An 18031-nucleotide genomic window follows, 5' to 3' on the forward strand; every position below is an offset into this window, starting at 1 on the left:
TCATCTAAACATGTTCTATACTACGCTTTGCGTCACTAGAGATGCTTAAACAATGGTCCAATAATCGCTGAACCACCGTCCACATCTCCCTTCTCTCATCAACACTGTCAAAGATCAAAACCTCGATTTCTCAAGGCCCGCAGGCGTTCGGAGCAGAGCGCCCCGCTGCGGTGAGGGCGGGTTATATGGACCACCGACCAACCTGTCAAACCCTTTATCAAAGTTTTTTCGAAGCTTTCTATTTCACCATTTCTGACTGCCATTGGAAAACAACAAAACTTAGCTGAAACCCTGTTTTTAGGGGCTTTTTCTGTCTCTCATTCTGCCTGTAATGTAAGGATGTGACGCAAGCGGCAAAATCGGGGCGGCCATTTTTTCTCACCCACCACCCGCCCAATTTTTCTGGCCATGGCTGCATGGATGGGTTTCAATTAAAACTGAGGCGCTTGAGCAATGGTAAGCGGAGTGGCGGATAATGCTGCACCAACCTAAGCCACTTACTATAGCATTCACTTAGTGCGATTCAGAAGCAAAGACGCTACAAGTTTCAGGGAGCGGCGCCCAATCGCCAAATAGAGGTTCAGAGCCGCAGATACGGTACAACAATGTTTGCCTCTCGCTGGCGAGATAAGCACTCACCTCAGCCTTCAGTTCAAGGAAACGCATGTTCCCAGTAAAATCTGCAAATACCGGATCATCAAAAATATAGACAAGCGGCAGCTTATTCTCGACGGCCTGAGAAAGCGCTACCAGTGCAGCATCAACATTCCCTTCCACGGCGTTAATGCGGGCCGCACGGATATCCATAAGCCATCCGCGGAATCCGGCGCTGCGTTCAGCCTCGATATCAGCCCAACCGAGTGCAAGCATCTCGCGAGCACCGCCAAGATCCCCCTTTTGTTGGCGGATAAAAGCCAGCGATGTAAAAGGTGACGTAAAACCAGTCCTGCTACTGATACGGGCGTGCACGACCGTCTCGAAAATTGACTGCGCCTCATCCAATTCCCCCGCATAAAAAAGGGCTTCTGCGAGGTTAAACAAAACGATGGGGTTTTCGGACTGCTTCTCTGCGGCTATTTTGGCAATAGAAACAGCTGCCGCATAATCACCTTCAAACGTTCGCACAATTCCCGCAGCTTGAGGTGCAAGCCGTAGCGCTTCATTTGGAAAGCCCAAACCTGCAAGTATCTGTGCTCCCAGAATACGACTTTGCCCAGATCCAGACTGAAGCTCCAAACTTTGGAATATTTCTTCCATCGCCACAACTGGCCCTCCGCGATCATATATTATGGCGTTCCGAGCAGCGATGAAATGGGCAATTGCTGGATCGATATTGGCTAGGCGCCGAATGATTTTATCCACCTCTTCAAGTTGGCCTGTTTCGGCAAGAAAGAGTGCATAGTTGAAATTCGCCACCGGCGACAAGGCATCAATGGCCAATAATTTTCGGAGGGCAGCTCCTGCTTCGCCATATCGCGGCGGGCGGACCGTTGTAAGAGCGAGATGAATCCAGTTCAGCGCATCAATATGGCTTGGATTGAGGCTGGTAGCCTTTTCCAGATGGATCAGCGCCTCGTTCGGATTGCCTTGTTGGTATCTCAAAAGCCCCATGGCGGCGTGGGCATCGGCCAGACCTTCATCCAGAGACAAAGCGCGCTTGATATGCGGCTCTGCAACTATCACAGCGTCTACATCACTTAATGTGCCATAATTGTCCGCTGTAGATAGCAGGTAGGAAATCGCCAACTGAGCATGGGCAGGAGCATAATCAGGTGCCATAGCGAGGGCCTGAGCAAGGATATGATTGGCAGATTGTATGCTGGCAGGGGTGCGTCGATGGATCAGATCACGACCCTTCAAATAAGCATCATAAGCATCTGGGTTAACCGATGCAAAATCACGCGTATTTTGTTGCAATTTCAGAGGTATGGTCAACGCTCCGACAATGGCGTCAGCAATCTCAGCCTGAATGGCAAAAACATCGGTCAGGTCGCGATCATAGGAGTCGCCCCAAAGTTGAAAGCCACTTTCCGCTTCGATCAACTGGGCAGAAATACGCAGCCGTTCACCGGAACGGCGCACCGACCCTTCAAGTACATGATCCACATTCAATTGCTCGGCGATCTCTATGACATCAAGCTTTTGACCCTTGAACTGAAAGGAAGATGTTCGCGCCGCCACCCGCAATGTTGAATAACGCGCAAGCCGGTTGAGCAATTCTTCAGAAATACCATCAGAAAAATACTCTTGGTCCTTCTCCAAGGACATATTGACAAAAGGCAAAACAGCGATGGCATGAGACGGTGCGGACGTTTCTGCATCTGGGGATATCTTCGCTGTGACGCTGCGGCGGTTGCCGGATAAATACCCATCCCATAAAAGCACCGCAAGAAAGAGGAGAAGCCCGACAATAATCAAAGAATCCAGTTTGCGCCCAATCGTCCCCGTCGGTGCGTCCTCTTGACCTTGTGTTGTTCGTCGTACACCATCAGAAGTCAGCTCAAACGCCCAAGCGAAAACAAGCGCTACCGGTAAACCGAGGATCAAAAGGATAGTGACAAATCCCATAGTCCATGTCGGAAAATGCAAGGCAGGAAACACGGTATTGACAACTTGCACGATCAGCCATGCAACGACCAGATAGGCACCCCCGACGCGAAAAACATTCCGCCGCCTCATTTCCCGAAAGAATTGCTGCATATCCCCCCCCCTCGTAGCCAAAAATATACACAATTCAGGCGAAAAAAAAAGCATATAACTTCTGCTTTCAACACTGGTTGCCTTGGATCCGGACCCTGTTTACCATCCCTGTTGTCCTGCTTGGCATGGTCAAGCATATAAGAACACAAACCAAAAAGTAGCCTGCGACTCTTTTTGATACGGGAGCCGTTTCTAGCGTTGCAATCCGGCGAAAGTTCCGCATCTCTTAAAGCCATAGGCAAGGAGCGCAGATGATGGACCGGCGATTGAAACGGCTTGAGGGCTTGGCTCGTCTTCTGGATAGCCGCTTTCGCATTCCCGGCCTTGGGATACGGGTGGGGCTTGATGCGGTGATTGGCCTGATCCCCGGCATTGGCGATATGGCCATGGGGCTGGTGAGCGTTTATCTTGTGACACAAGCGCTGGCTATGGGATCGCGTAAGCGGGTGATCGCCCAAATGTTGGCCAATATCGGTATCGACTTTATCATCGGAGCCATTCCCGTCATCGGGGATATTTTCGACATTGGCTTCAAGGCGAATAACCGCAATATCGCGCTTTTAAAACGGGACTATGCACGGCACCGCCTGTAAGCGCCTTATGTGTTTCTTATGCGCCCCGCTTAATCCTGATTGCGCGCATGGCGTTGCAAGCCCAATTCATCCAAGGCGGCGGCGTCGCGCTTCTTGGCGTCAAATTTTGCCTGCTCCAATTGCCGTTCGGCCAAAATCTCGAACTTCTTGAGCTCTTGAAACGCTGCGCGCACGACCTCTTCTTTATCCGCCCGTTCTGCATCGGCCTTGGCCCGCTGTTCTTGCAGCTTTGCCCGCTGGGCAAAACTGGCCGCCGCATAAGGGCCAAAGGAAAAGCCCGCAAGGGATTCCCCGGCAAAACCGCTTTCCTTATCAAGGGCGGCTTGCAGATTGGCGAGCCCCTGATCGATCTGGTCCACAGCGTTTTGCGCCGCAGCAAGCTCTTTCCGTGCTTCATCCAGCCGCCATTTGGACAGGCGAATCATACCATCCAGCCCTTTCATCCTTTCCTCCTCATGAGGCGAGAATTTCAGCCAGTTGCTGATAGCCATCGGCCAGCATGGTTTGTTCGTCCTTGCGCTGGTTCAAAAAGGCTTCCAGACGCGGCATAAGCTGAATGGCCCTATCCACCAATGGGTCGGCCCCTTGGCGATAAGCGCCCAAGCGGATCATTTCTTCCATATCCGCATAAGCCGACAGGATGGCCCGCGCCTCTCGCACCAGAGTGTTTTCTTCATCGCTATTACAGCCCGGCATGGTACGCGACACCGATTTCAGCACATTGATGGCGGGATAGCGGCCCCGTTCGGCAATGGCCCGCTCCATCACGATATGCCCATCCAATATGCCCCGCACCGCATCGGCCACCGGTTCATTATGGTCGTCGCCTTCCACCAGCACCGTAAACAGCCCGGTGATGGCTCCGGTTCCTTTTGGTCCCGGCCCTGCCCGTTCCAGCAATTTTGGCAGTTCGGTAAACACGGTCGGGGTATAGCCTTTGGTGGTGGGCGGTTCGCCGCCTGCAAGGCCAATTTCCCGCTGGGCCATGGCAAAACGCGTGATGGAATCCATCAAGCACAACACCTGCTTTCCACGGTCGCGGAAAAATTCCGACAAGGTGAGTGTGAGCCACGCCGCCTGACGACGCATCAGGGCGGACTCATCGGATGTGGCCACAACCACAACCGAGCGCTTCAACCCCTCCTCGCCCAAATCGTCTTCGATAAATTCCTGAACCTCGCGCCCGCGTTCACCGATCAGGCCAATCACCGACACATCGGCTTTGGTATAACGCGCCAGCATCGACATCAGAACCGATTTGCCCACGCCGGACCCGGCAAAGATCCCCATGCGTTGGCCCGCGCAGCAAGACACAAAGCTATTGAGCGCCCGCACGCCCAGATCCAGTTTTCCGCCAACCCTTTGCCGTTCATGGGCTGCGGGTGGGCGGGCACGCAACAAAGCCGGGCTGCTGCCTTGGGGTAGCGGTCCTTTGCCATCCACCGGCTCGCCAAAGGCATTCACCACCCGCCCAAGCCAAGCGGATGATGGATAGGCCGCCGGTTCTGTATCCCCCACATAGGCTTTGCAGCCAATCCCCACACCATCAAGCCCGGTGAAAGGCATCACCAGTGATCGCCCTTCCCCGAAGCCGATCACTTCACAATCGACCCGCCGACCATCCCGCGCATCGATCACCACCCGCGATCCAACGGACAAGCTGTGTTCGGCTCCGGCCACTTCCACCAGCAAGCCCTGCACCGCCACAACCCTGCCATAACGGCGGTCCGGCTGTATGCGATTGATTTCCGTATGCAAACTGTCAAGAGACGCGGTCATATCCATCCGATAAGATCAAGCGACAAAAGCGCGTATTTTTTCAAACCCGACTGTGGACGATTTTTCTTAAACCATCGTAAAGCATAAACCAAAAGCAGCCATAAGAAGATTGTGAATTAGTATCTTTTCAGTAAGGTTATGATTTGTTAATATTTGATTGTTAACCTTCGTTAATAAGGGGTGGCGTTCAGATGGAGATATGTATCTGAACAGGGTTGGCGGCGATAGAAATTACGCTGCTGCGCCAGGGGAGAAAACCATGCGCGTACTTTTGATTGAAGACGATAGCTCGACGGCAAAAAGCATCGAATTGATGCTGACCACAGAGCGGTTTAATGTTTATACCACGGATTTGGGTGAAGAAGGCTTGGATCTGGGTAAATTATATGATTACGACATCATCATTCTCGATCTGAATCTGCCCGACATGCACGGCTATGATGTTCTGAAAAAGCTGCGCCTGTCAAAAGTGAACACACCGATCCTGATCTTGTCCGGCCAATCGGAAATGGAAGACAAGGTGAAAGCCTTGGGCTTTGGGGCCGATGATTATCTGACCAAGCCTTTCCATAAAGAAGAGCTGATCGCCCGCATCCATGCCATTGTGCGGCGCTCCAAGGGCCATTCCCAATCGGTTATCAAAACCGGTCGCTTATCGGTCAATCTCGATACCAAAACGGTCGAGGTCCAAGGCAGCCGCGTGCATTTGACCGGCAAGGAATATGCCATGCTGGAACTGTTATCCTTGCGCAAGGGCACCACCTTGACCAAGGAAATGTTCCTCAACCATCTTTATGGCGGGATCGACGAGCCGGAGCTCAAGATCATCGACGTGTTTATCTGCAAGTTGCGGAAAAAGCTCGCCTCTGCCACCGATGGCGACAATTATATCGAAACGGTGTGGGGCCGCGGCTATGTGCTGCGCGATCCGGAAGAATCAACACCAGAAGAGCCAGCCGCCCTTGCGGGCTAATAACGGCACAGATGTAAAAAGGTGCAAGAGCACAGAAAAAACGGCGGGCCAGTACCCGCCGTTTTCTTATGGAACGATTATGATGCGGGCAACGATCAGGCGGCTTCAACCGTGAAGGTCAACCCCGCATTTTTGGTCAGACGCGGGATCAATGCTTCTCCCATCGCGGCTGCCGGTGTCCAGATGCCACCTTTCAGATCAGGCCGGTCGTTCAACAGGCACAAAGCACTTTCGGTAATCATCTTTGATGTGGAACCATATCCCGGATCCCGATCCCCGCTGACCGAGACACGCACCGAGCGGCCATCGTCCGCCTTTCCGATGAACAGCACATCATAAGAACCACTTTCGCGTTCTTCACGGCTTGGCCCCTCGCCCGGTTTCAAGCCATCTTCCTTCATCATGGATTTGTCTTCGGCCACCGCTTTAGCCACGGCCTCACCTTGTTCCCCCGGCCCGGTGAGCAGCATTTCCTCATAGGTGAAGTCTTCACCCCAAGGATGCTCCAAAAGCGCATGACTGCGATGTATATTGCGAGTGTTAATGGCGGCCATAATAAAAGGCGCAGCCCAAGATCCGCAGTCTTCATCATAATAAGGCTTGGCCCCCGAAGGCTGACGTGCCCCTTCAAAGCCGGGGGTGAGCGCAAAAGGATTGCGCAAAAGATTTAAAATGTCCGGATCCTGCGCTGCGGAGGCCAATGTGGCTTTCAAGCTGGCTGCCGTGCCGCCGGAAAAGCCGCCTTTCATCTTGCGCACCCGACCTTTCACTGTTTTTACCGGCCCCCCAAGCGTTTTGCGGGCTTCCTTTTGTAAAAACAGCACCCCCAGATCGAAGGGGACCGAATCGAACCCGCAAGAGAAAACGATCCGCGCCCCGTTTTTCTGCGCCGTTTCAGCATGGGCATCGATCATCTGACGCATCCATGCCGGTTCACCGCACAGATCCACATAATCCGTTCCCGCATCGGCACAGGCTTTCACCAAAGCCGATCCATAAAGCTGATAAGGTCCAACAGTGGTCAGGACCAAACGAGTCTGACTGACCAGTTCAACCAGCGTTTCCGGCTGCGCTCCATCAGCGACAATAAGCGGGAAATCTTCGGGCAATCCCAGATCATCACGGGTTTTCGCCAGTTTTTCCAAATTTCGCCCGGCCATGGCCCAACGCAGGTGCGGCCCCGCCCCATAAGTGGTCGTGATATATTCGGCCACAAGCTTCCCCGTGAAACCGGTGGCACCATAAACGACGAGATCGAATGTACGAGGAGCGCTCATTTTCGGACCTTTCAATCAAGAGAAACGACAAACGGCCCAGTATTCAACCGTCTTCCGGCGCAATGGTAAGCCGCAAGCCGTCCAGCGCATCACTCACTGGAAGCTGACAAGATAACCGTGACGTTTCTTTATAAACGGACGTATCGGAAACCAGTTCGTATTCGTCTTCTTCTTGTTCCGGCAATTTGGCCAACCATTCGGCATCCACATAAACATGACATGTGGCACAAGAACAGCAACCGCCACAGATGGCAGCCAGATCATCAATCCCGGCAGACCGGATAGATTCCATCACAGACGTTCCGGCACGCCCTTCGACCACATGTTCTTTGCCGGACCAATCCGTGACAAAAAGTGTTGGCATCATTTCAGCTCCTTATTCTTCACCATATCCGCTTTGTTTTCGGGCTGGCCTCATCTGCATTGCCGCCATAATGACCGTGTTTATGGCCTGGGCGCTCTCGGGATCAAGCGCCGTTTTCCTCTTGTCTAAAAAAGTATGTATGGCGGTTCGTAAATGCGCCGCCGGATCATCGTCTTTTGGAAAAGGGGTACCCAAAGCGCGGCCATGACGGACCAATTCAAACTGCTGGGATTTTTCTGCGGCCAATTCTGCATCCTTGGCGGTGCGATATACCGGCTCCAGCATCGGATTTGATGCGGCCATGGTTTTCAAGCGTCGGCGCAAGGCCCGCATCGGCGCAAGGACCGTGCTACGTATCTCATCGGTTTTTTCCATGAGAACCGCCATATCACTGCGATCCAACAAGCGGTGTCCGGTCACCACAAGATAACAGAGATAAAGAAGGATATTCACATCCGCTCCCTGCTTGTCTTGTAATGCAAGACAGGCAGGGGCCACCCCATCCTTTCCATAAAGGGACAGGGAAAATTCCCAAAATGCTTCGGCGTCTTTATCGGTCATGGAAGGCCGGACCAGCGCTTGGCGAGATTGGCTTCCAGCCCGAACAAATCCAATACCCGGCCCACGCTATGATTGATCACATCATCCACCGTTTTGGGCCGGCCATAAAATCCCGGCATCGGCGGGGCAAGGATGGCCCCCAATTGGGCCGCTTCATAAAACAGCTTGCAATGCCCCAGATGCAGTGGCGTTTCCCGTGGCATCAGCACCAGCTTACGACGCTCCTTCAGGCACACATCAGCCGCCCGGCTCAGCAAATCGTCGGCATTGGAATGCACCACCGCCGACAAATTCTTCATCGAACATGCCGCGAAGATCATGCCGTCCGTAGGAAAAGACCCGCTGGCAATGCTCGCCGCAACATTGCCGATTTTATGCACTTCATTGGCAAGTGCCTCGACAGCTTTTGGCTCCCAATCGGTTTCGGCGCCGATGGTAATCTTGGCGGTGCGGCTCATCACCAGATGAGTTTCAACCTCTGGCATATGGCTAAGCGCTTCCAGAATCCGGATGCCGTAAATGGCCCCACTTGCCCCCCCGATACCAACAATCAGCTTCATCACATTCGTTCCCCGGCAGAGCCGCAGACATGACATTCCATGAACCCATCCACCGCCATCCGCACGTCATATTCGATTTCATAGGCATCGGGCACCGGACCATTCACGCAAAGGCGCTCAAAGATCCAGCGATGCAGAAGCTTCGACATAAACCAGTCCGCTGCCTCCCTATCATCGCCTTTAATCTCGATGCCTTTGGCGCGTTGACCTGCCATGAAACCCGTCAACCAACGGGAGGCGCGCACGGGTCCGCGCCGATAGAAAATCTCGCCTAATTCCGGCGCGCGCTTTGCCTCCGCAATCACAATGCGGGCCAGATCGATATTTTTATCCGATGTGACCAATTTCAAAAGATTCCGCGCAAACAGCATCAACCCTTCGCGCATATCCAGATTTTGGTTATCCGGCAGATGTGAAATGGTTTCCAGTTCACTCATGGTGGATATGACCACTGCTTCAAACAAAGCTTCCTTGGTCGGAAAATACCCATATAGCGTCGATTTTGATCCCCCGGCCAGCCTGACGATTTCATTGATACTGGCAGCTTTATAACCAACATCCAAAAAAACGGACCGTGCGGCCGCCAAAATCACATCTCTCTTTTGTGTCGACTTTCGCACCGAAGCGTAAGAGCCGGTGTCTGAATTCATTATGATGCCCCTTCTTTTCGTAGGGGAGAAGATCACAGAATTATATCAAGGCTGCAACCTTCTGTCCGCCATCTAATCGCAAGCACTCACTTGGAAACGATTTCATAGTCCTTGCATCTTATTAAACTGTACGGTACGTTACATGCACATCTGCACGTAGCAGCGGCCAAATATTGGCCATAAGACATAGTAGCGTTTACGAACCACGAACGGTGGTGCCAAAAGCACCGCCCACCTTCCCAGCGGGCTGCCATTCGTGGCGGCCCTTTTTTTTGCCCCCCCCTCATCAATAGGCCCATTTACCCTAGCTACATAAGAGCCCTAAAAGAAAAAGCACCTGGCCATTTCTGACCAAGTGCTTGATTTTATTGGAGGGCCGTCGGGGGTTCGAACCCCGGACCCGCTGATTAAGAGTCAGCTGCTCTACCACTGAGCTAACGGCCCGCAAACAAGATGTACCCGTCAATGCCGAGCAAGGCGCGGTTCATACCCCATCGCCTTTCATCTGTCTAGCCCTCTGCATCTCAGATGCCGACAGAAATAAAAACGGGAATAGTCTAACTGCTGCCAAACCATTCCCGTATATCGCTTTTAATGGTCGGAGCGGCGGGATTTGAACCCACGACCCCTACACCCCCAGTGTAGTGCGCTACCAGACTGCGCTACGCTCCGTAAGGCGACGGTCGCTCTTATAAGCGTGAACGCCCCACCGGTGCAACCATGAAAACAACTTTCTTGGGTCGTTTGGTCAAAACATATGAACCGGCCCATCCGACTTTGGCCTTGAACCGTAATTTCAGGCCGATCCTGCCTCTGATTTTGCCCGCATCTTGCTGACGGAATCGGCAATGATATATTCTAAAACGTCAAGATCAATATCGGATAAGCGTTTGATATAAAGGCAAGACTTCCCCGTTTTCATAGGCCCAAGCTGTTTCAGCTCCTGTTGATAGCATTCAAAGCCGGGCATTACATAAACAGATAAAGAGCCTTTGCGCGGGGAAAAGCCCGTCAGCATCCAGTCCCCCTCTCGCCCACTGGCATAACGATAATGGTATCGTCCAAAGCCGACAATCGCCTCGCCCCACATGATTGCTGGCTCGCCGGTAATGCGCTGCATCATCTCAAGCAGTATCCGGGCATCCACTTTTTGTGCCGGGTTCTCAAGGGACTCTAGAAATTGGTTTGGGGAATGATCGGTAGGCTGTGTTTTGTTGGCCATAATAGCATCTCGCCCTTATTCACACGCAACGGGGCTGAAAAGCAAGATCCCTTGGCCTTAATCCAAAAGGGCTCTCAATTCCCGAAGCTCGGCCAAAATGTCACCAAGCGTTTTTTGCGACAGGCCAGCCGACGCAGAATCGTCCGGTTGAGCAGCTTGGACAGACAGGCCGGATGCGGCACCGGAAAGCGACTTATCAGCCCGGTGTTATCGGACTGTCCATCTTCACCGGACGAAGCATCTTCACATGTGGCGCTTACAGCCTTCTCAGGATAGCCATGGTCCGAGTCTTGCCCCGCATCCTTCTCCGCTACTTTATCCGCCAGTTCCGCGCCCTCATCTGCCCGGGAGGCCTCTAGAACCGACATGACTGTCACCCGCACTCCCTGTTCACGGAAGCGCTTTTGCACCCCCTTGATGGTAATGCCCTCTTCATAAAGCAGCGTTTTTATGGCGCATAAAAGATCGATATCGGCAGGCCGATAATAGCGCCGGTTACCGCCCCGCTTCAGCGGGCGGATATGGGTAAAGCGCGTTTCCCAAAACCGTAATACATGCTGGGGAAGATCCAGAAGCTCCGACACCTCGCCAATGGTGCGAAAGGCCCGATCGGACTTTTCATGTTCCGCTTTTTCATGGCCAGCCTTACCATCAGCCACAGCCGCAGATCCATTGCCAGTGCGCGGCACTGGCACATCCGTTTTGCTTGATGTTTTTGGCATGTCAAGAGCCACGCGCCGTTCCTCCGGCTCAGGCTCCGCCTGCCCCCTTGAGCGAAGCGTTGATACGATCTTTCATCACCTGACTGGGGCGAAATACCAGAACCCGGCGCGGGTCAATCGGCACTTCTTCGCCGGTTTTGGGATTGCGCCCGATGCGCCCGCCTTTGTCACGTAGAACAAAGCTGCCAAAAGATGATATTTTTACATTCTCACCAGCGATCAGGGCATCACTCACAGCATCCAGAACCTGTTCCACAAGATCGGAGGATTCATTACGTGACAATCCCACTTCTTGATAAACTGCTTCTGATAATTCAGCCCGTGTGACGGTGTGCTTTGACATAGCCGTTCCCCTGAGATCCAGATGGTCACTTTAGGTCGCTAAAGACTATATGTCAATCAACGTCTTAGCGCTATTTACCAAAATATATACGGAGATCTGCCGGAATACCAGATCATCCTTACCAGCGCAGCAAACACGCCCCCCAGGTAAAGCCGCCTCCCATGGCCTCCAATAACAAAAGATCGCCTCGCTTCACACGGCCATCGCGAACCGCTTCATCCAGCGCCAAAGGAATAGATGCGGCCGATGTATTGGCGTGGCGATCCACTGTCACAACAACTTTTTCGGTGGAAAGATTAAGCTTTTTGGCCGTTCCATCCAAAATCCGGCGATTGGCCTGATGGGGCACCAGCCAATCGATATCGGACGATTCCAGCCCCACAGCCTGCAGCGCCTCATCCACCACAGCGGCCAGATTTACCACCGCATGGCGAAACACTTCCCGGCCTTTCATACGCACATGGCCGCTGGTACCGGTAGAAGATGGCCCGCCATCCACATAAAGCATATCGTGGAAACGGCCATCGGAATGCAGGTGGCTACTTAAAATTCCTTGATCGCTTGCCTTTCCGGCGCCCTCTGCCGCTTCCAGAACCACAGCCCCGGCCCCGTCGCCAAACAACACGCAGGTGGTCCGATCTTCATAATCAAGAATGCGGGTAAAGGTTTCCGCGCCAATCACCAGCGCCCGCTTCACCTGCCCGGCTTTAATGAAATTATCTGCCGTTGCCAGAGCATAAACAAAGCCGGAGCACACCGCCTGAAGATCAAAGGCAAAGCCTTTTGTCATGCCAAGGGCCGCTTGTACTGTGGTCGCCGTAGCGGGAAAGGTTTCATCCGGTGTTGCCGTTGCCACCACGATCAAATCCAGATCATCCCCTTCGATCCCGGCCATTTCCAAGGCCCGTTTGGCGGCATTGATGGCCAGATCGGAGGTCTTTTCATCTGCATGAGCCACATGGCGCTGTCGGATACCCGTGCGCTCAACGATCCAGTCATCGCTGGTATCCACAATTTCGGTCATATCCTCGTTGGACATGATGCGTTCCGGCAGATAACTACCGCAGCCGCGAAGAACAGAGCGAATAACAGTCACCTGGACGAAGCCTCATTCTCAGGATTGGACAAAGGAGCCTCGTCCTCAACGGACTGACCCATGGAAACGCCACCAAGATCTTCTGTGATCAGATGGATAAGATTGTGTCGCGCCATATCGATCGCAACCCCAATGGCCGTTGCAAAACCCGATATTGACGCACCACCATGCTTTTTACCACCAATCCATTCAATCCCAACATCACGGCACCATTATGATTATTGGGATCAAGATGGGATCGCAAGCCGTCCAATCCGCGCCGGGCCATCAGATAGCCCAGTTTCGCGCGGGTGGAGGATTGAAAGGCATCGCGGACCAAACTGCCGATAAGTCGCGCAGTACCTTCCGCTGTTTTCAGGGCCACATTGCCGGTAAACCCATCGGTCACCACCACATCGGCACTGCCTGCCCCGATCATATCACCTTCGATGAAGCCCGCAAATTCAAGCGGCAGATCGGACTTGCGCAAAATTTCCGCAGCTTCCTTGACCTCTTCATTTCCCTTCAGTTCTTCCACGCCGATATTGAGAAGACTGAGCTTGGGTCGCTGAAGCCCCAAAACGGTGCGCGCAAAGGCTGCGCCCATCACCGAGAATTCCACAAGATTCGAGGCGTCACATTCCACATTAGCGCCCAGATCCAGCATCACACATTCGCCTTTATAGGTGGGCAAAAGGGACGCCAAAGCAGGCCGGTCAATGCTGGGAAGCGTGCGCAGGATGAATTTTGCCAGCGCCATCAAGGCCCCGGTATTGCCCGCAGACACCGCCACATCCGCATCACCCGCCTTGACCGCCTCTATGGCCAGCGCCATGGAAGATTTCCGCCCCCGCCGCAAGGCCCGCGCAGGCTTGTCTTCGCTTGAAACCACATCGTCCGTATGGATCAGCGTACTGACCTGCGCCAATGCCGGAGAGGCATCAAGAAGGGGTTTGATATCGGATTCACGGCCAAAGAAAAGAAACCGTGCTTCGGGAAAGCGCTCACGGGCGATTTCAGCCCCGTGCACGACAATCGCTGGCGCTTCGTCGCCGCCCATGGCGTCGAGCGCCACTGTCAGATGCTTATTCAATGATACCTATCCCGGTACGCGTATTTCATATGCGCCAAAAGCCTGGCAAATGCCGAAAACAGCCTGGATCGTGCCTGCTTCATAGCAGTGTCGCAAAATACTGCCAAAATTTTCGGCTTCAAGCTTGTCATAAAGTTTTTTAAGATCCGCAAATGGGTTGTCCGCCTTTTCCTGCGCCTCGGCATCCGCTTTCACCTGCGCTTCCGTTTTGATGATCGGGGGCAAATCAACGCCCGGCGCACGCGGAAAAGGATCAAGTGCCAAAGACACGGTCTGGGCCAGAATCTCGGCCACATCCACCGCCCCTTGTGTCAGAATGTCCACATCCTCTTCATCCACATCCACCACCATTTCATCGGCTTCCATCGGCAAAGGCGCGTCCAGAAAACGGATGGCGAACCTGTCTTCAATATGGCTTTCCACCGGATCGAGGCTGATGGCGCATTTTTGCGTTACCTGTGCCGTTACAACCCCTTCGAGGCGGATACCGTCCGGTATTTTCTGCGCCTCCACCTGACCCGACAAATGATCAATGGCGATCAGATCAAAGCGTTGGGCCAAATCAGAACGGGCATGTGCATCGGCCTCCAGCCGGATCGAAACCGGACCATTTTCCACATCACGCAGGGTTACAATTTTGGTGAAGTCGCTCACGAGGTTACGATCTCCTTGATAGGGTCGAGAAAGGCTATGGTGCCCGCGCACAGATCTTCGTCAGAAAGGCCCTCCAGATGGGCCGATTGCTTACGAATATAATGCGCCAGTCGCGCGGGCGCATCCCCTTCAGGCGGTGTACCGCGCCACACATTGCGCCCCAATGCCTCGATCAACGGGGCATCATCGTGCGACTCAAGAGCCGCATCATAGGCTTTCAAGCGCCCGAAATAAGCCGCAGCCATTTCTTTTACATGGCGCCCCACAGCCAGATCGCCCACACCGATTTCACGCAAAGTGCGATCCAGATCGGCAAACAAGGCCTCTTGTAAAACCATTTGCACATCTGTGCAAAGGTCCTCGCTGGCATTCAGCCGGTCAAGCAACAAATATACATGTAAAACAACCATATCGAAACGACCGTCAAGGGTATCGGGAACCGCCAGATCGGTGTAAAACTCCGCCCGCCGCGCCTGTGCGACCGCATGGCTGTAAAGCGTAATCGCCCCCTCACGCCCCGCTGAAGGAGAAAACAGGTTTTTCAAAAATTTGATCAATGTCGACATGGTCCTGTTTGCAGACTTGACGGACTGGGTTGGAAGTGGCTGTATCTGCGATCATTCGCCGCTTGGCCTCAAAAGGTCAAGCAAAGGCTTTTTTCTTTTGCGGTGATTGCGTACATGACAGGCGTTCGGAAGATGTCCATTTTCAAAAATATGGCGGCAACGATCATCGCAGGAAGCCTGCTTTCTGCATGCACCACCGCTGTGCAAACGCGCGGCTATGTGGTGGATGAAGAATTGGCCGAGGCCATTTCCCCCGGTGTCGATAACCGCAATTCCGTGCAGGAAATGATGGGAACACCCTCGATCACCAGTGCCTTTGGGGATGAGGTTTGGTACTATATTTCCCGCGACACAGTGACACGAGGCTTCATTGAAGAACGGCCCTTGTCCCAATTGGTGATCGAGGTGCAATTCGATGATGGCGGCACCGTTGCCGATGTAAGGCGCTATGATCTGGCCGATTCTCAAGAAATCGACCCGCGTAATGCCATCACGCCGATCCGTGGTAAAACCCTTGGATTTTTCGAACAATTATTACGTGGCATCGGGCGCGTTGGACCGGGCGGCCCAACCGGAGGCGGCGGTCGCCCACCGGGCACCTGACATTCCCCATCTGCAGCCTAAAACCTCTTCAAGCACCTATAGGCAAGCCGCAGGCCGGAAAATAAACGCAAACAAAAAGACAAGCGCCCCGCACAAAATGCAGGGCGCTTTTTTCTTGGCCTTAGGAGTTTCGCTGTTGCTCCAGGCTTAATGAGACAAGAAAGCCAGCAACAACAAAGCCACGATATTGGTGATTTTGATCATCGGGTTCACCGCAGGGCCGGCGGTATCCTTATAAGGATCGCCCACCGTATCGCCGGTGACAGCGGCTTTATGGGCTTCCGACCCTTTGCCGCCATGATTGCCGTCTTCGATATATTTCTTGGCATTATCCCATGCCCCACCACCGGCAGTCATGGAAATCGCCACGAACAATCCAGACACAATCACCCCCAAAAGCAGCGCCCCCACAGCGGAAAAGGCCAGCGCCTGCCCTGCGATCTGGTTGATCACCACATATACGACAATCGGTGCCAGAACCGGCAACAAAGACGGCAAAATCATTTCCTTGATCGCCGCTTTTGTCAAAAGATCCACCGACCGTGCATAATCGGGCTTTTCGGTGCCCAGCATAATTCCCGGTTTTTCACGGAACTGGCGGCGCACCTCTTCCACCACAGCCCCACCGGCACGGCCCACGGCCGTCATGCCCATGGCGCCGAACAGATAGGGCAGCAAAGCCCCCAGAAACAGCCCCACAACCACATAAGGATTGGAAAGGCTGAAATCGACGGTCAAGCCAGAGAAATAGGTTTCGATATCCGCCGTATAGGCCGAAAACAAAACCAATGCGGCCAGTGCAGCCGACCCAATGGCATAGCCCTTGGTCACCGCCTTTGTGGTATTCCCCACCGCATCCAGCGCATCGGTGCGTTCTCGCACGCTATCGTCCAGATCGGCCATTTCCGCAATACCGCCGGCATTATCGGTCACCGGACCATAGGCATCCAGCGCCACCACCATGCCTGCCAAGGCCAGCATCGCCGTTGCGGCAAAGCCAAGCCCCAACACACCGGCAAGGCTGTAAGCGATAATAATTCCGGCAGAAATCACCAGCACCGGCAAAGCGGTCGCTTCCAATGAAACGGCAAGGCCCTGAATGACATTGGTGGCATGCCCTGTTTCCGATGCCTTGGCGATAGAGCGTACCGGCCGATAGTCCGTCGAGGTGTAATATTCGGTGATAAAGATCAAAAGCCCGGTAACAACCAAGCCCACCACACCGCACAGATACAGATCCATACCGGTGAAGCTGCGGTCATCGGTGGCGAACACTTGTTGCAAGCCTTCGGCCCCAAGCGCCCAATCCATGGCAAAATAAATGGCAATCAATGACAAGAAGGTGGTCACGCCGAACCCCTTGTAAAGAGCCCCATGATAGATTGCTTTGCCCCCAGTTTCACAAAGAACGTGCCGATGATCGACGTGACGATACACACGCCGCCGATGATCAGCGGCAAGGACATCAATTCGACCGCGCCGCTTTTCAAGAACAGCGCCGACAAAACCATGGTCGCACCCACCGTCACCACATAGGTTTCAAACAAATCCGCGGCCATGCCAGCGCAATCGCCCACATTATCCCCCACATTATCGGCGATCACGGCCGGATTGCGCGGGTCGTCTTCAGGGATACCGGCTTCCACCTTGCCCACAAGATCGGCCCCCACATCCGCACCTTTGGTGAAGATGCCGCCGCCAAGACGGGCGAAAATAGAAATCAACGATGCGCCAAAGCCCAAAGCCACAAGGCTATCGATCACGATACGGCTGGTGGCATCAAATCCCATGACATGGGTGAGGAAGGTATAATATCCCGCCACCGCCAAAAGGGCGAGACCGGCAACCAGCATGCCGGTGACAGCACCAGCGCGAAAGGCAATGGACAGCCCTTTTTGCAGGCTTTCCATAGCGCCCTGAGTGGTGCGCACATTGGCGCGCACGGAAATCAGCATGCCGATATAACCGGCGGCACCCGAAAGCACGGCCCCCAGGACAAAGCCGATGGCAGGCCAAAGTTTGAGAAAAATGAACAGCAAGACCGCCACGGTCACACCCACCAGAGCAATGGCCCGATATTGGCGATTAAGATAAGCCCCCGCAGCAACCTGAATATATCCGGCAATTTCCTTCATCCGGTCATTCCCGGCATCGGCGGACAGCACCGATCGGGTCGCCCAGATACCATAAACGATGGCAAGAATACCCCCCGTTATGGCCACATATAAAACTGGCATGAACGCTTCTCCCCTATATATGATCCAGTGAAACGCGCCAAAGGCACGGCCCATCTTTT

General features: G+C 53.7%; 17 protein-coding genes, 2 tRNA genes and 2 pseudogenes. 3 read left to right on the plus strand and 18 right to left on the minus strand.

Features of this window, described 5'->3' with window-relative positions; genetic code table 11:
* Window positions 1–513: 513 nt before the first annotated feature.
* A complete protein-coding gene (locus JCM17844_RS07870) occupies window positions 514–2700 on the minus strand; it encodes a tetratricopeptide repeat protein (protein ID WP_210431624.1) in 2187 nt (728 codons plus the stop codon).
* A 251-nt stretch (window positions 2701–2951) separates the two neighbouring features.
* On the opposite strand from JCM17844_RS07870, the gene JCM17844_RS07875 reads away from it, so the two are divergent.
* Window positions 2952–3293, plus strand: a complete 342-nt coding sequence (locus JCM17844_RS07875; RefSeq protein WP_150000461.1) for a DUF4112 domain-containing protein — start codon at window positions 2952–2954, stop codon at window positions 3291–3293.
* 29 nt (window positions 3294–3322) lie between these two features.
* Here the strand turns inward: JCM17844_RS07875 and JCM17844_RS07880 are convergent, their stop codons facing one another.
* Both JCM17844_RS07880 and fliI read right to left on the minus strand, forming a co-directional pair.
* Window positions 3323–3736: a flagellar FliJ family protein gene (locus JCM17844_RS07880; RefSeq protein ID WP_150000462.1), complete on the minus strand. Its 414-nt coding sequence runs from the start codon at window positions 3734–3736 to the stop codon at window positions 3323–3325.
* Window positions 3737–3746: 10 nt separating this feature from the next.
* Window positions 3747–5072, minus strand: coding sequence for a flagellar protein export ATPase FliI (gene fliI, locus JCM17844_RS07885; RefSeq protein ID WP_150000463.1), 1326 nt, complete (start codon window positions 5070–5072; stop codon window positions 3747–3749).
* 259 nt (window positions 5073–5331) lie between these two features.
* Between fliI and ctrA the strand changes: the two genes are divergently transcribed.
* Window positions 5332–6045 carry a response regulator transcription factor CtrA gene (gene ctrA / locus JCM17844_RS07890; protein ID WP_150000464.1) on the plus strand — a complete coding sequence of 238 codons (714 nt, stop codon included), beginning with the start codon at window positions 5332–5334 and terminating at the stop codon, window positions 6043–6045.
* Between the two features lie 95 nt (window positions 6046–6140).
* On the opposite strand, the gene JCM17844_RS07895 is transcribed toward ctrA, so the two are convergent.
* From JCM17844_RS07895 to JCM17844_RS07960, 14 genes and pseudogenes are all read right to left on the minus strand, one after another.
* A complete protein-coding gene (locus JCM17844_RS07895; RefSeq protein ID WP_150000465.1) occupies window positions 6141–7322 on the minus strand; it encodes a saccharopine dehydrogenase family protein in 1182 nt (393 codons plus the stop codon).
* Between the two features lie 43 nt (window positions 7323–7365).
* A complete protein-coding gene (locus JCM17844_RS07900) occupies window positions 7366–7686 on the minus strand; it encodes a 2Fe-2S iron-sulfur cluster-binding protein (protein ID WP_150000669.1) in 321 nt (106 codons plus the stop codon).
* Window positions 7687–7698: 12 nt separating this feature from the next.
* Complete coding sequence (locus JCM17844_RS07905) at window positions 7699–8247, minus strand: TIGR02444 family protein (RefSeq protein WP_150000466.1); 549 nt, start codon at window positions 8245–8247, stop codon at window positions 7699–7701.
* The gene (locus JCM17844_RS07910) at window positions 8244–8810 is read right to left on the minus strand and encodes a UbiX family flavin prenyltransferase (RefSeq protein ID WP_150000467.1); all 567 of its coding nucleotides are present in this window, start codon (window positions 8808–8810) and stop codon (window positions 8244–8246) included. The genes JCM17844_RS07905 and JCM17844_RS07910 overlap by 4 nt, the downstream gene beginning before the upstream one ends.
* Window positions 8807–9457, minus strand: coding sequence for a TetR/AcrR family transcriptional regulator (locus tag JCM17844_RS07915; protein ID WP_150000468.1), 651 nt, complete (start codon window positions 9455–9457; stop codon window positions 8807–8809). The genes JCM17844_RS07910 and JCM17844_RS07915 overlap by 4 nt, the downstream gene beginning before the upstream one ends.
* Window positions 9458–9826: 369 nt before the next feature.
* A tRNA-Lys gene (locus JCM17844_RS07920) sits at window positions 9827–9901 on the minus strand.
* Between the two features lie 151 nt (window positions 9902–10052).
* Window positions 10053–10129 (minus strand) — tRNA-Pro (locus JCM17844_RS07925).
* Between the two features lie 124 nt (window positions 10130–10253).
* Window positions 10254–10679 (minus strand): DUF1801 domain-containing protein, encoded by a 426-nt coding sequence (locus JCM17844_RS07930; protein ID WP_150000469.1) that lies wholly within the window; start codon window positions 10677–10679, stop codon window positions 10254–10256.
* Between the two features lie 74 nt (window positions 10680–10753).
* Window positions 10754–11413, minus strand: a complete 660-nt coding sequence (locus JCM17844_RS07935; RefSeq protein ID WP_235898953.1) for a MerR family transcriptional regulator — start codon at window positions 11411–11413, stop codon at window positions 10754–10756.
* Window positions 11414–11429: 16 nt separating this feature from the next.
* A complete protein-coding gene (locus JCM17844_RS07940) occupies window positions 11430–11744 on the minus strand; it encodes an integration host factor subunit alpha (RefSeq protein WP_150000470.1) in 315 nt (104 codons plus the stop codon).
* 118 nt (window positions 11745–11862) lie between these two features.
* Complete coding sequence (locus tag JCM17844_RS07945) at window positions 11863–12840, minus strand: beta-ketoacyl-ACP synthase III (RefSeq protein WP_150000471.1); 978 nt, start codon at window positions 12838–12840, stop codon at window positions 11863–11865.
* Window positions 12837–13879, minus strand: a pseudogene (gene plsX, locus JCM17844_RS07950) (phosphate acyltransferase PlsX). The gene JCM17844_RS07945 and the pseudogene plsX overlap by 4 nt, the downstream one beginning before the upstream one ends.
* Before the next feature lie 39 nt (window positions 13880–13918).
* Entirely contained in the window at window positions 13919–14566 is a 648-nt protein-coding gene (locus JCM17844_RS07955) for a YceD family protein (protein WP_210431627.1), read from the minus strand.
* On the minus strand, window positions 14563–15132 hold the full coding sequence (locus tag JCM17844_RS07960; protein ID WP_150000473.1) for a ubiquinol-cytochrome C chaperone family protein: 570 nt from the start codon (window positions 15130–15132) through the stop codon (window positions 14563–14565). Before JCM17844_RS07960 ends, JCM17844_RS07955 begins: the two co-directional genes overlap by 4 nt.
* Before the next feature lie 132 nt (window positions 15133–15264).
* Between JCM17844_RS07960 and JCM17844_RS07965 the strand changes: the two genes are divergently transcribed.
* Window positions 15265–15735 (plus strand): outer membrane protein assembly factor BamE, encoded by a 471-nt coding sequence (locus tag JCM17844_RS07965; protein WP_210431628.1) that lies wholly within the window; start codon window positions 15265–15267, stop codon window positions 15733–15735.
* A gap of 147 nt (window positions 15736–15882) precedes the next feature.
* Here the strand turns inward: JCM17844_RS07965 and JCM17844_RS17240 are convergent.
* Window positions 15883–17972: pseudogene (locus JCM17844_RS17240) on the minus strand (sodium-translocating pyrophosphatase).
* Between the last annotated feature and the right edge of the window lie 59 nt (window positions 17973–18031).

Source organism: Iodidimonas gelatinilytica (assembly GCF_008579125.1).
GTDB classification, from domain to species: Bacteria; Pseudomonadota; Alphaproteobacteria; order Sphingomonadales; family Rhodothalassiaceae; genus Iodidimonas; species Iodidimonas muriae.